Origin of the sequence: Maribacter sp. 2-571 (assembly GCF_050589625.1) — a bacterium.
Lineage (GTDB): Bacteria > Bacteroidota > Bacteroidia > Flavobacteriales > Flavobacteriaceae > Pelagihabitans.
The window spans coordinates 52,775-66,034 of sequence record NZ_JBNGOP010000006.1 but is presented as its reverse complement, the minus strand read 5'-3'; the positions used below and the strand labels follow the sequence as shown (position 1 = coordinate 66,034).

The window sequence follows — 13,260 nt, the reverse complement described above, 5'->3', positions numbered from 1 at the left end:
TGAAGTTTTCGCTATGGCCGTTATCAACCAGCGGATTCACAAACGAAAGGTAAACGCTTCCCCACTGCTATTATTTTTTTGAATTCCTTAGGCCGATCCGTTACATTTGCCCGACGAATAAAATTTTAATAAAATGAACATACCTGCAGAGTTAAAATATACCAAGGACCACGAATGGGTGCGCATCGAAGGGGATGTCGCTACAGTGGGCATCACCGATTTTGCACAGGGCGAGTTGGGGGACATTGTATATGTCGAAGTAGAGACGCTGGATGAACTGTTGGAGAAAGAAGAGGTTTTTGGAACGGTAGAAGCCGTTAAAACGGTTTCAGACCTGTTTCTTCCCTTGAGCGGTGAAATTATTGAATTCAACGAGCAGTTGGAAGATGCACCCGAAAAAGTGAACGCCGACCCTTACGGGGACGGTTGGATGGTGAAGATAAAATTGAGCGAGGTTTCCGAAGTAGACGAGTTGCTGAGTGCCGAGGGGTACAAAGAACTGATCGGTGGCTAAAAAACCTTCTTTTGCCCTTTTGTTCTTCCTTTGGATGGCGTTGATTTCCTACTTGAGTTTGCGCCCTTTTTCAGAGGATGGACTTCCCGATTTTGAAATTCCGCATATCGACAAATTGGCACATGCCATATTTTATGCCGGTATGGTGGTTTTCGGTAGTCTTTTTATCCGGGAACGGACCAATGGCCACATGGCAATAAGAAGCGCATTGTCCATTATTTTTCTGGTAGCTTTTGGTTATGGCATATTAATTGAGGTTTTACAAGATGTATTGCCCGCGCAACGAACCGCCGATTTGTGGGACGTTTTTGCCAATACTACAGGGGCCGTTTTGGGCGTATGGGGAGTTTGGTGGTCCTTTTCACGTACGGGCCGACTAAAATGGAAACATTAAATTGCGTTTTTTAGGAATATTTATTTAAATTAGCAAACACTAAAAAGTAAAGGGATATGGAAGTTAAAAAAAATCCGAAGGCCGATGTAGGAAGAAATAGCAGTCTCTATTTCGTAATCGGTTTGGCTTTGGTCATGGGAATCACATTGGTAGCCTTAGAGTGGAAGACCTATGATGACGATGCCAACTATGATATTTCCATGAACGTAGATGACGAGTTGGATGAAGAGGTACCCATGACGGAACAGATCAAAACACCACCGCCGCCACCGCCACCGGCAGCACCCGAAATTATCGAGGTGGTAGAAGATGAGGAAGAGGTGGAAGAAACGGTAATCGAGTCCACGGAAACAAGTCAGGAAGAAGAAATCGTTGAAATCGACGATGTTGAGGTCGATGAAATGGAAGAGGATGTAGATGTTCCCTTTGCCGTAATCGAGGATGTACCCGTGTTTCCGGGCTGCGAAAACGAAGGAAACAAAAGGGCCTGTTTCCAAAAAATGATGCAGAAACACATTAGCAAAAACTTCCGTTATCCTGAAATTGCCCAAGAAATGGGTGTTCAAGGTAGGGTCAGTGTAATGTTCGTTATCCAAAAAGACGGTAGCATCGGAAATATCCGTATGCGAGGACCGGACAAAAACTTGGAGAAAGAAGCGGCACGTATTATCGGAAAGCTTCCTAAAATGACCCCAGGTAAGCAAAGGGGAAGGGCCGTAAGGGTTCCTTTTAGTATCCCGATTACCTTTAAGTTGCAATAGTATTCCGATTACTTTTAAAATATAGAAAAACCCTGGACCGACGGTCCAGGGTTTTTTAATGGTACCCGTCCAGTATCCTATCGACAATTGCGAGCTGTTTTACGCGAGGTCTTCATAATACGGATAAACCTTTTCATTTAATTGCAGGAATAGCGGTTGGGCGCTATCTTTGCAGCCGTTAAACGCTACAGATGAAAACCACGGTAGGCATGGTAAAAAGTACCACTTGGTCTTTAAGTTTTGCCGATTTCAAAGAAATCACAAAGGCCAGATTGGCCATTAGTGTGGTTTTTTCATCGATTGCCGGTTATTTTTTAGGGGCCGACCAGATCAGTGGCCTTTCCATCGCCCTGCTGGCGTTCGGGGGATACTGCATGGTGGGGGCCTCCAATGCATACAATCAGGTAATCGAGAAAGATTTGGATGCCTTGATGAACCGGACCAAAAACAGACCCATTCCTTCAGGAAGGATGTCCGTTGGAAAAGCAATGGCGATTGCCATTACGTTGACCATTATGGGAATCGTGGCACTGTACTACCTGAACCCCCAAACCGCTATGTTCGGGGCCATATCCATATTTTTATATACTAGCGTTTATACGCCCTTAAAAACGAAGACCCCGCTGGCCGTTTTTGTCGGGGCCTTTCCCGGAGCTATTCCGTTCATGTTAGGTTGGGTAGCCGCTACCAACGATTTTGGTATCGAGCCGGGCACATTGTTCATGATTCAGTTTTTTTGGCAGTTCCCACATTTTTGGGCACTTGGTTGGATGCTCGATGAAGATTACAAAAAGGGTGGTTTTAAAATGCTGCCAACGGGCAAGAAAGACCGGTCTACGGCCTTACAGATCATTATGTATACCATTTGGATGATCGTTATCTCCATCGTTCCCGTATGGGGGATTACCGGAGCCTTGCAACTTTCGGTGGTAGCGGCCGTAATCGTTTTTTTAATGGGAACGGTAATGTTGTTTTTTGCTTTTCGGTTATACGAGAAAAAAGATAACGTATCGGCCCGGAAATTAATGCTGGCTAGTGTGGCCTATATTACCTTAATGCAATTGGTTTATGTTGCCGATAAAATGGTGCGATTATGGATTTGACACAAGGAAATCAAAAGGAGAAGAACGACAGGGCCAAGAAAATGATGCTATGGTTCGGCATCGTTAGCTTGTTAATGGGGTTTGCGGGTTGGACGAGTGCTTACATAGTTAGTAGTTCTCGGGAAGATTGGATGTCAGATCTTAAACTACCGCAATCTTTTTTTGTAAGTACCGCGATCATTGTACTGAGCAGCCTTACTTATATCTTGGCAAAAAAGGCGATCCAAAACGGCAAGGCATCGTTGGGCACCTACCTTTTGGGGGCCACACTCTTGCTCGGTGTAGTGTTCATCGTATTACAATTTCGTGGTTTTGAAGAAATGTTGGCCAATGGGTATTACTTTACCGGACCGACGAGCAGTATCAAAATGTCCTATGTATTTCTGATTGCGGCCGTACATATCGTTCACGTAGTGGCCGGTTTGATCTCCCTAAGCGTTGTGCTGTTCAACCAACTAAAGGGGAAGTATAGTGCCCAAGAGTATTTGGGAGTATCCTTGGGAGCTACATTTTGGCATTTTTTGGATGTATTGTGGATTTATTTAATGCTCTTTATGAGCTTTGTAAAATAATAATTAAGAAGAAAGCCTGTTTTGGTATGTAATGGCTTTCGATTGCACGAAAAAAATGTATTTTTGCACAAACTTTAACCCTTTTTTATAATATATGGATTCTACGGTAACATCAGCTTCGGAAGAAAATGTTTGGGGAGGTGGAAACAAACCCTTAGGTGCCAGTTACGGCAAGTTAATGATGTGGTTCTTTTTGGTGTCGGATGCCTTGACGTTTTCGGGTTTTTTGGCGGCGTACGGTTTTTCGCGGTTCAAGTTTATCGAGACCTGGCCCATTGCCGACGAGGTGTTTACCCACGTGCCGTTCTTTCACGGTAATTTCCCCATGTACTACGTGGCGTTCATGACCTTTATTCTTATTATGTCCTCCGTTACCATGGTGCTTGCCGTGGATGCGGGCCATAACAATAAAAAGAATGCCGTTATCTGGTACATGTTCCTGACTATAATCGGAGGGGCGATATTCGTAGGTTCACAAGCTTGGGAATGGGCGACCTTTATCAAAGGGGATTATGGTGCGGTAGAAACCAAAGGAGGTAGGATTTTACAATTTGTTAATGCGGATACCGGGGAGCGCGTAGCCTTATCGGAGTTTGCAAAAACCTTACCTAGCGAACGAACGGGACATCAGCGTAAGAACGGGGTTTGGTTTTACGATGAGGGGTTTTTGCCCAGCTACACCGTCAACGAAGTTATGGCGGGGCTAAAGGTGAATTCCGATGTTGTCATCCGAACCGAGCAGATCAATGAGGAGGGAGAGAAAACGGTATTGGACCATGCCGCCTCACTTGAAAAATTAAAGGACGGGGTTTTGGTCGTAGAAGGAGCGAACTTGGTCCGTAACGAATACGGTAGCCGCTTGTTTGCCGATTTCTTTTTCTTTATCACAGGCTTTCACGGCTTTCACGTTTTCTCCGGAGTCGTAATCAATATCATCATTTTCTTTAACGTAATCCTCGGCACCTACGAAAGACGCGGACATTATGAAATGGTGGAGAAAGTTGGGCTTTACTGGCACTTTGTAGATTTGGTTTGGGTATTTGTATTTACTTTCTTCTACTTGGTATAAACAGTTTGGTAAGCGCTGGTCTTAAATAGTAATAAAGCAGAATAGTAACGATATTTAAAAATGGCACACGAACATAAATTAGAAATTTTCAGGGGATTGTTAAAGTTCAAATCCAATACCTCAAAAATTTGGGGAGTATTGGTGTTTTTATCCGTAGTGACCGCTATTGAAGTGGCTTTGGGTATTGCGAAGCCTGCAGTGCTCACTGGAAATAGTTTTCTTGGAATGAAATTGTTGAACTGGATATTCATCATTCTAACATTGGTGAAGGCCTATTATATCGCTTGGGATTTTATGCACTTGCGCGATGAAAAAACAAGCTTGCGCAGGGCCATTGTTTGGACCCCCATATTTTTGGTAGCCTACTTGGTGTTCATACTACTGTTCGAAGCGGATTATGTATACAATGTGTACAAGGACGGTTTTGTTAAATGGAACTTCTAAAAAGAACCGATTTCTCAATATATGAAGGGCGGCCGATAGGTTGCCCTTTTTTTATGCCCTTGACGAGGATTTCCTGTCAGAGCACAGGTTTGTATATGGAGTTTATAGCCTTGGGGTGACCATGGCCATTACCTAAAAAATGCTAATGTTGTTGGGATAATGTTAAGACTTTTCAATAGCTTGTTTTCCCTTTTGTGTCGTATTTTTGTTTAGAATTTGATGCCATGAAGAAGAACTTGGTCCTGATTACCCTATTTGTACTTCCAATAGTCGCGTATCTCTTCTTTTTATCGGGTACCACCAACTTTGGAAAGTTGCCCGCACTTACCGAAAATGTTATCGATATCGCTACGCTGGACAAGGAGACTACCTTTAAGGGTAAAATTACGGTCTTGGGCTTTTTAGGTAACGATGTCCTTTCCAAACAGGCAAACGTTTTTAACCTCAATCAAAAAATATACAAGCGGTTTTACGAGTTCACCGACTTCCAATTTGTAATGGTGGTCGGCGAGGGAACTGAAGATAAGGTGGAAGAAATGAAAGCGTCCATAGGTACCTTTACCGATACCCAAAAATGGCATTTCTTGTATGCCGATGGGGAAGCGACCAAAAGGCTGTTCGAAGGTCTTAAGACCGATCTGACGTTGGAAAAAGATGGCGCTACCCCTTATGTTTTTATTATCGATAAGGATGGAAACCTTCGCGGGCGTGACGACGATGAGGATGAAGGGACAAAGTACGGTTTCGACACGGCTTCGGTAGCGGAACTGAACAACAAAATGGAGGACGACGTAAAAATCATTTTGGCCGAATATCGGCTGGCCTTAAAAAAGAATAATGCCGACCGTAGTAAATAAGTAGCGGTCATTAAACACCAACTATGCAAAAAAGTAAGTACACCTATGTTTGGGTCTCTTTGGTCGTTTTGGTGTTCGGTATTTTTGCCATCCCTAAAATAGTGGATCGGGTACGGCAGGGAGCGGTGGTGGAGAACGACCGCATCAATAAAAAAACAAATGCCGATGCCCTAGCGTTCGTACTTCAAAACGGTAAAAAACGTAGGGTGCCGTCGTTTTTGTTCTTAAATCAAGATAGTCTGTTAGTGTCCGATAAGGACTACCATGGAAAAGTATATGTGGTCGAGTTTTTTTTCACCACCTGTCCATCCATCTGCCCCGTCATGAACAAAAATTTGGTGGCGGTCCAAAACGAATTTTCCGATCGCGACGATTTCGGTATCGCTTCCTTTTCCATTACCCCCGAATACGACACTCCTAAAGTACTGAAGGAGTATGCCGAACGCTATGGAATTACGGATATGGATTGGAATTTGATGACGGGCGAAACAAAGGAAATCTACGAATTGGCGAACTCTGGGTTCAATATCTATGCCGCTGAAGTGGAAGATGCCCCAGGAGGGTTCGAACATTCGGGCTATTTCGCCCTTATCGATAAAAATGGGTACATCCGTTCCCGTGTTGATGAACATGGAAATCCGATCGTCTATTATAAAGGCTCCATATCGGAGGCAGAGGGCGTCAACGAGGAAGGGGAGAAGCAGGAAATCACGATTTTAAAACAGGATATCAAAAAATTATTGGAAGAGTAAATGCAGACCGTTACGCCAAAAGAAAAGAAATTTAACAGGCTCATTACCATAGTGTCCATTATAGTGCCTGTGGTAGTGGCCCTGTTGTTCAATGTTAAAATCCCGAACGTAGAGCGCTTGGGCTTTTTACCGCCCATTTACGCCACCATCAACGGAATGACAGCGGTTTTTCTGGTGATTGCCGTTTGGGCCATCAAACAGGGTAAAAAAAAGCTGCACCGATTGTTAATGACCACCTGTATCGTACTCTCCGTGTTGTTTCTGTTGATGTATATCGGTTATCATATGACCTCCGAATCGACCAAATATGGAGGTGAAGGCCTATTGCGCTATGTCTATTTGATTATTTTAATATCCCATATCGTGTTGTCCATAGTAGTCATTCCCTTGGTTTTAAAAACCTATGCAAGGGCCTATTTGGAGCAGTATGAGGCGCATCGGAAATTGGCAAGGATCACCTTTCCCATATGGTTGTACGTGGCAGTAACCGGAGTGGTGGTATATGTAATGATTTCTCCCTATTACGTTAATTAAGGTTGTGATGATGAAAAAAAGCTGCATTTTGGTAATCGGTATCGTACTGCTGTTGTTTCCCGAGTGGGCCGAAGCCCAATGCGCCATGTGTCGCGCGGTTTTGCAGAGCGAGGGAAACGTGTCGGCTGCCGAAGGTGTAAATAACGGAATAGTATACCTTATGGCCATACCTTATATTTTGGTGGGTGGTCTTTTTTACGTTGTTTATCGTAAGATGAAAGGGTAATACCGTTTTAACTTTAAATAGCACGATTAAATGGTTTCTTTTTTAACCATTCTTGGTTAAAAAGCTTGTCTCCAGTTTGGCTAGAGATCTAACTGTAAATGGGGCTATGCTTAGATTTTGTGCTTTGAATAACTAAAAAATAATTCGATTTCCATACCCGCCATTTCAAAGTTAAAATGGATGATATTGAAATTTTAACATTTTTTTTAAGTGGTTGCTGTAACATTTCAATGGAAGCCTAGTCATATTAGCGTACGATTTCCCTCGTTGTACCATCAATCAAAAACAATCACATGTTCGACATCGAAAGGTGGCAGGAAATCTTTGATACTATCCGTAAAAATAAATTACGTACGTTTCTCACTGGTCTTTCCGTAGCTTCAGGTATTTTTATTTTGGTAATCTTGCTCGGTTTTGGGCAGGGCATGCAAAACGGTATCGATAAGGAGTTCTCCAGTGATGCCAGCAATATGATCGGGGTCTGGACACAAGTGACCACCAAAGAATACAAGGGATTGAACCCGGGCCGGGTCATCCAACTTCGAGATGAAAATTACGACTTTTTAGAGGAACGCCATGCGGGTGAATTGGAGTACAAATCACCGATGTACCGTGTTTTCAATACCTCCATACTGTACAAAAATGAATCAGGTTCCTATTCCATTTGGGGCAGTTCGCCCGATTTTCAGCAGTTGGAAAATGCCTTTATGTCCCAGGGACGTTTTTTGAATTTTAACGACGAGCGACAAAAGGCAAAGGTCGTTGTGATCAGCAATAAGATACACCGGGAACTTTTGGGTTCCATGGAAAACCCCATTGGGGAGTACCTGGAGATTTCAGGCCTCAGCTTTCAGATTATAGGGGTATATGGTGACGTCGGGGGAGATCGGGAGGAAGAAAAGATTTACATGCCCGTTTCTACCGCCCAAGGCGTGTTCAACGGGGCGGACCGCCTGAACAATATGTTCTTTACCTTAAAACCCGCGGCAACTTTTGAGGAATCGCTGGCCGAATCGGAACGCTTTACAGAGGAAATGACCACCTATTTAAAGCAGGCCCATATGGTGGCCCCGGACGATTTGAGTGCTATCAATACGTTCAATACCCTAGAAAATGTACAACGCTTTCATAACCTTAGCAGCGGTATTCGCATTTTCTTTTGGTTCGTGGGTATTTGTACCATTATCGCAGGTATTGTAGGGGTCAGCAATGTAATGCTGATCATCGTAAAGGAACGTACAAAAGAGATAGGCATACGAAAGGCGTTGGGTGCCAAACCCATTTCGGTCATCGGACTTATTTTACACGAAGCTATTTTTGTAACGGCGGTCTTTGGTTTTGGGGGACTCATTTTTAGTATGGGACTCCTAGAACTATTGGGCCCTATGGTGGAGGTGGATTATGTGGTGAACCCCTCCATTGATTTTAATGTGGCGCTGATTACGGTGTTCTTGCTCATTTTTGCTGGGGCCTTGGCCGGTTTTTTTCCGGCGTATCGGGCGGCACGCATACAGCCGATCATAGCGTTACGGGATGAGTGACCCTGAACACTTAAGGGAATAGCGAACAAAAAAAAGACAAGCATGTTCAATAGAGATCGTTGGAACGAGATTATACAGGTACTGACCGCGAATTGGTTCAGAACGGTATTGACGGCATTCGGAGTTTTCTGGGGTATCTTTATCCTCATCATTCTATTGGCGGCGGGCAAAGGTCTGGAAAATGGTATCCGGGCCGATTTTGGGAATATCGCCACCAATACCATGTTCATGTGGACCCAAAACGTGACCAAGGCGTACAAGGGGTTGCCCAAAGACCGGAATTTCAACTTTAAGGTGGACGATGTGGATGCCATTAAAAGGAGCGTGCCAGGCTTACGGTATATTTCTCCAAGAAACCAGTCCGGAGGGTTTCAAGGGGCCGGCAACGTTATCCGTGGCATGAAAAGCGGTTCGTTCCAAATATATGGGGACTATCCGGAAATCATAAGGCAGCAACCGATGGATATTACCTCGGGAAGGTTCATTAATTACTCCGATATTCGCGAAAAACGAAAAGTTGCCGTCATTGGCACCGATGTTCGCAAGAGCCTGTACGATTTTGGGGAAACCGTTTTGGGGAGTTATATCAAAATAAATGGTGTCAATTTCATGATCATCGGTACTTATCATAAGAGCAATACCGACGGTAACGCCGATGCCCAAAAAGACATCTACACTCCGTTTACCACGTTCTCCCAGGTGTTCAATAGGGCCGACAATGTTGGATGGATGGCCATTACCGCGGTCGACGGTACGCCGATAACCGGTATAAAGGAAGCTATTTTCAGTGTGCTAAAGGAGCGGCATTCCATTCATCCCGAAGATATTCGGGCCATAGGCCATTTCGATCTGTTCGAACAGTTCAGTAGGGTGGTCAGGCTTTTCGGAGCGCTGGAGTTTATAGCGTATTTCGTGGGAGTATTGGTATTGTTGTCGGGAATTATCGGGGTGAGCAATATAATGTTGATCGTAGTTAAGGAACGTACAAAGGAAATCGGTATCCGTCGTGCGCTGGGTGAAGGGCCTTGGTCCATTAAAAAACAAATTTTAATGGAATCGATATTTCTGACCATTATCTCCGGAATGGCCGGAATCGTTTTCGGGGCGCTTTTGATCTATGGAATCAATTACATTTTGGAAATGAACGGACCGGTGGACATGTTCGTGAACCCCAACGTGAACCTGGGTGTTGTAGTGGTGGCCTTGATCATTTTGATCGTGTCCGGGTTACTGGCAGGATTTATTCCCGCGAACAGCGCCATAAGGGTCAGGCCCATTGAAGCCCTACGAACAGAGTAAAAAACAAATAACACAGTAACAATAACGACATCAATCAAACAATCGAATAATGAAAAAAACGGTAACCATTATCATCTTACTCACTATAGTACTCACGTTTGGTGGGGCAATGTACTATCTCTATCAAAAAAATGCCGAGGACCCCGTGGTCTATGAGACCGAAACCCCGTCCGAACAGAACATCGTTAAAAAAACCGTGGCAACCGGTAGCATACTGCCGTTGGAAGAGGTGTTGATCAAACCGAATATTTCAGGAGTGATCGAAGAGGTCTTTGTAGAAGGGGGTGACTATGTAAAGTCCGGTGACCTCATTTGCAGGGTCAAGGTCGTTCCGAATTTAACTGCTTTAAACGATGCCCGGAATGCGATCGATGAGGCCAAAATAGGATTGAACGACCAAAAGCGCAATTTGGATCGCCAGAAAAATCTGTTTGAAAAAGGGGTGATATCAAAAGTGGATATGGAGCAGGCCGAAGTAGCTTTTGATCAGGCCAAACAGCGTTACGGAGCCGTAGTGAAAAGATATGATATTGTAAAAACTGGTACCGCAAAAGGATATGGAAATGCGGCCAATACCCAAATTCGTGCCACGGTCAGCGGTATGGTACTGGAAGTGCCCGTAGAGGTGGGTAACCAGGTCATCGAAAGCAATAACTTTAATGAAGGAACCACCATTGCGGCCATCGCCGATGTGGAGAAGATGATCTTTGAGGGTAAGGTGGACGAATCCGAAGTAGGTAAAATAAAGGAAGACCTGCCGTTGGAAATTACTGTAGGGGCCATTGAAAACCAAACTTTTGATGCGGTACTCGATTATATTGCCCCAAAGGGGAACGAGGAAAATGGTGCCATACAATTCGAGATCAAGGGGACTTTGACCAAGAGCGATACCACCTTCATTAGAGCGGGCTTGAGCGCAAACGCCTCCATAATCCTTGCGAAGGCCGATAGCGTGCTGGCCATTAAGGAAGCCTTGGTACAGTTCGATTCAACCTCTAAAAAACCGTTTGTAGAAATTGAACAGGGAGACCAAAAGTTCGAGCGTAAGGATATTGAACTGGGCATCAGCGACGGCATATTCGTAGAGGTGAAGTCCGGTATCGAAAAAACCGACAGAATTAAGGTTTGGAACAAGATCAAACCGCAAGAATTCGCCGGAAACAATTAATTAGCAATATTGGTCGGTATTTTTTGTAACAAATCATGGACTCGTTAGTCCTATGGTTGTTTGGAATCGACTAGCTTTAGTGAACCGTTAATCAACACTATTATGATCGAAATTAAAAACCTTCACAAATCCTATAAAATGGGAAGCAATTCCCTTCACGTTCTCAAAGGAATCGATTTTTCGGTGGCCGAGGGAGAGCTGGTGGCCATTATGGGATCCTCGGGTTCGGGCAAGTCCACCCTTTTAAACATATTGGGTATGCTGGATACCGCGGACAGTGGGGATTATGTGTTGGACGGAGTGCCCATAGAAAACCTGAACGAGACCAAGGCGGCGCAGTATCGGAACAAATTTTTGGGATTCATTTTTCAATCGTTCAACCTGATCAACTATAAGAGCGCCATGGAAAATGTGGCCTTGCCCTTGTACTACCAAAAGGTAAACCGTAAGGAGCGACAGGAAAAAGCGTTGAACTATTTGGAACGGGTGGGCTTAAAACAATGGGCGACCCATTTGCCCAGTGAATTGTCGGGCGGTCAAAAACAACGTGTGGCCATTGCTAGGGCCATGGCGGCGGAACCCAAGGTATTGCTCGCCGATGAGCCTACAGGGGCATTGGACAGTAAAACCTCCTATGAGGTAATGGACCTGATCCAAAAAATAAACGATGACGGCAATACTATTTTAGTGGTAACGCACGAAGAGGACATTGCCGAAATGTGCAAACGCATCGTACATTTAAAGGACGGTGTGATCGTTGAGGACAAAAAAGTAGAACAAGTAAGGGCGTCCGCTTATGTTTGATAGGGACATTTGGCAAGAAATTTTTCACAGCATCCGGAACAATAAGCTCCGAACGTTCCTTACGGGTTTTTCCGTGGGGTGGGGGATATTTATTTTGGTCATGTTATTGGGTTCCGTTAACGGAATGCAAAATGGTTTCACCAAACAGTTCAACGATGATGCCACCAATTCTATTTTTATACGCCCTGGAACTACCTCCAAAGCGTATGCGGGCTTTGAAAAGGACCGTCGTATCCAGCTGAAAAACGATGATGTCGCCTACATAAAAAAAAGCTTTCCTAACGATCATGAATTTATTAGTGGACGATTGTATAAAAACACATCGGCCCGTTACCGAAGTGAGACGGGAACGTACAATGTACAGGCGGTCCACCCCGATTTTCAGGCCATAGAGAAGACCATTGTAACAAAAGGAAGGTACATTAACGAAAATGATTTTAGGGCGGGTGCGAAGGTTGCCGTCATTGGAAGAAAAGTTGCCGAAGACTTATTTGATAAGGAAGAAGCTATTGGGAAATTTGTAGAATTCAACAACCTGCCCTTTAGGGTAATCGGGGTATTTATCGATGAGGGTGATGACAATGCCGAGCGGAATATTTATGCGCCTTTGACCACCTATCAGAAAATTTATGGGAATACCGACGAGATCAATCAGATCGCGTTAACCTATAACGCAAATTATGATTTGACCAAGGCATTGGAATTTTCAAGGCGTTTGGAAACAATATTGAAGCGTAGGCATCAGGTGGCACCAGAAGACCAGTCGGGCATACGGATTTTCAATTATGCCGAGGCTTTTTCCGATATCAGTACGTTTACCGGGGGATTGAGTTTTATGAGCGTCGTCGTGGGAATTTTGATTTTAATCGCCGGAATCGTGGGCATCGGTAACATCATGGTCTTTATCATAAAGGAACGTACCAAGGAAATAGGCGTAAGAAAAGCGCTTGGGGCAAAACCTTCACAGATTATAAAACTAGTATTGTTGGAATCGGTTTTTATTACCGCGATCTCAGGATTTGTAGGGTTGCTTTTTGCGACGGGATTACTGGCCCTGATAGGACCAAGCCTTGATTTTCCTGCATTTTCTAACCCTTCGGTCAGTTTTTCTACCGTCGTGATCGCCACGGTAATTTTGGTAGGGGCCGGTTTGATCGCGGGATTCATACCTGCGTTAAAAGCCGCTCGGGTAAAACCTATTGTAGCATTAAGTGATAAATAG

General features: G+C 44.2%; 16 protein-coding genes. All 16 read left to right on the top strand.

Going from position 1 to position 13,260, the window contains the following annotated elements:
• Positions 1–133: 133 nt before the first annotated feature.
• Positions 134–514 (top strand): glycine cleavage system protein GcvH, encoded by a 381-nt coding sequence (gcvH, locus tag ACRD7P_RS06295; protein ID WP_430906678.1) that lies wholly within the window; start codon positions 134–136, stop codon positions 512–514.
• Entirely contained in the window at positions 507–908 is a 402-nt protein-coding gene (locus ACRD7P_RS06290; protein WP_430906677.1) for a VanZ family protein, read from the top strand. The genes gcvH and ACRD7P_RS06290 overlap by 8 nt, the downstream gene beginning before the upstream one ends.
• Before the next feature lie 56 nt (positions 909–964).
• The gene (locus ACRD7P_RS06285) at positions 965–1,669 is read left to right on the top strand and encodes an energy transducer TonB (RefSeq protein WP_430906676.1); all 705 of its coding nucleotides are present in this window, start codon (positions 965–967) and stop codon (positions 1,667–1,669) included.
• A 191-nt stretch (positions 1,670–1,860) separates the two neighbouring features.
• A complete protein-coding gene (gene cyoE / locus ACRD7P_RS06280; protein ID WP_430906675.1) occupies positions 1,861–2,772 on the top strand; it encodes a heme o synthase in 912 nt (303 codons plus the stop codon).
• A complete protein-coding gene (locus tag ACRD7P_RS06275) occupies positions 2,763–3,344 on the top strand; it encodes a cytochrome c oxidase subunit 3 (protein ID WP_430906674.1) in 582 nt (193 codons plus the stop codon). Before cyoE ends, ACRD7P_RS06275 begins: the two co-directional genes overlap by 10 nt.
• Before the next feature lie 94 nt (positions 3,345–3,438).
• Positions 3,439–4,413, top strand: a complete 975-nt coding sequence (locus ACRD7P_RS06270; protein ID WP_430906673.1) for a cytochrome c oxidase subunit 3 — start codon at positions 3,439–3,441, stop codon at positions 4,411–4,413.
• Positions 4,414–4,473: 60 nt separating this feature from the next.
• Positions 4,474–4,857: a cytochrome C oxidase subunit IV family protein gene (locus ACRD7P_RS06265; protein ID WP_430906672.1), complete on the top strand. Its 384-nt coding sequence runs from the start codon at positions 4,474–4,476 to the stop codon at positions 4,855–4,857.
• Between the two features lie 224 nt (positions 4,858–5,081).
• Positions 5,082–5,714, top strand: a complete 633-nt coding sequence (locus tag ACRD7P_RS06260) for a hypothetical protein (protein WP_430906671.1) — start codon at positions 5,082–5,084, stop codon at positions 5,712–5,714.
• A 23-nt stretch (positions 5,715–5,737) separates the two neighbouring features.
• Positions 5,738–6,466: an SCO family protein gene (locus ACRD7P_RS06255; protein ID WP_430906670.1), complete on the top strand. Its 729-nt coding sequence runs from the start codon at positions 5,738–5,740 to the stop codon at positions 6,464–6,466.
• Positions 6,467–7,000 carry a DUF420 domain-containing protein gene (locus ACRD7P_RS06250; protein ID WP_430906669.1) on the top strand — a complete coding sequence of 178 codons (534 nt, stop codon included), beginning with the start codon at positions 6,467–6,469 and terminating at the stop codon, positions 6,998–7,000.
• Between the two features lie 10 nt (positions 7,001–7,010).
• Positions 7,011–7,226 carry a hypothetical protein gene (locus tag ACRD7P_RS06245; protein ID WP_430906796.1) on the top strand — a complete coding sequence of 72 codons (216 nt, stop codon included), beginning with the start codon at positions 7,011–7,013 and terminating at the stop codon, positions 7,224–7,226.
• Between the two features lie 293 nt (positions 7,227–7,519).
• The gene (locus tag ACRD7P_RS06240) at positions 7,520–8,767 is read left to right on the top strand and encodes an ABC transporter permease (protein ID WP_430906668.1); all 1,248 of its coding nucleotides are present in this window, start codon (positions 7,520–7,522) and stop codon (positions 8,765–8,767) included.
• 42 nt (positions 8,768–8,809) lie between these two features.
• Positions 8,810–10,066, top strand: a complete 1,257-nt coding sequence (locus ACRD7P_RS06235) for an ABC transporter permease (protein ID WP_430906667.1) — start codon at positions 8,810–8,812, stop codon at positions 10,064–10,066.
• A 49-nt stretch (positions 10,067–10,115) separates the two neighbouring features.
• Positions 10,116–11,234: an efflux RND transporter periplasmic adaptor subunit gene (locus ACRD7P_RS06230; protein WP_430906666.1), complete on the top strand. Its 1,119-nt coding sequence runs from the start codon at positions 10,116–10,118 to the stop codon at positions 11,232–11,234.
• Positions 11,235–11,336: 102 nt separating this feature from the next.
• Positions 11,337–12,038: an ABC transporter ATP-binding protein gene (locus tag ACRD7P_RS06225; protein ID WP_430906665.1), complete on the top strand. Its 702-nt coding sequence runs from the start codon at positions 11,337–11,339 to the stop codon at positions 12,036–12,038.
• Complete coding sequence (locus tag ACRD7P_RS06220) at positions 12,031–13,260, top strand: ABC transporter permease (RefSeq protein WP_430906664.1); 1,230 nt, start codon at positions 12,031–12,033, stop codon at positions 13,258–13,260. The genes ACRD7P_RS06225 and ACRD7P_RS06220 overlap by 8 nt, the downstream gene beginning before the upstream one ends.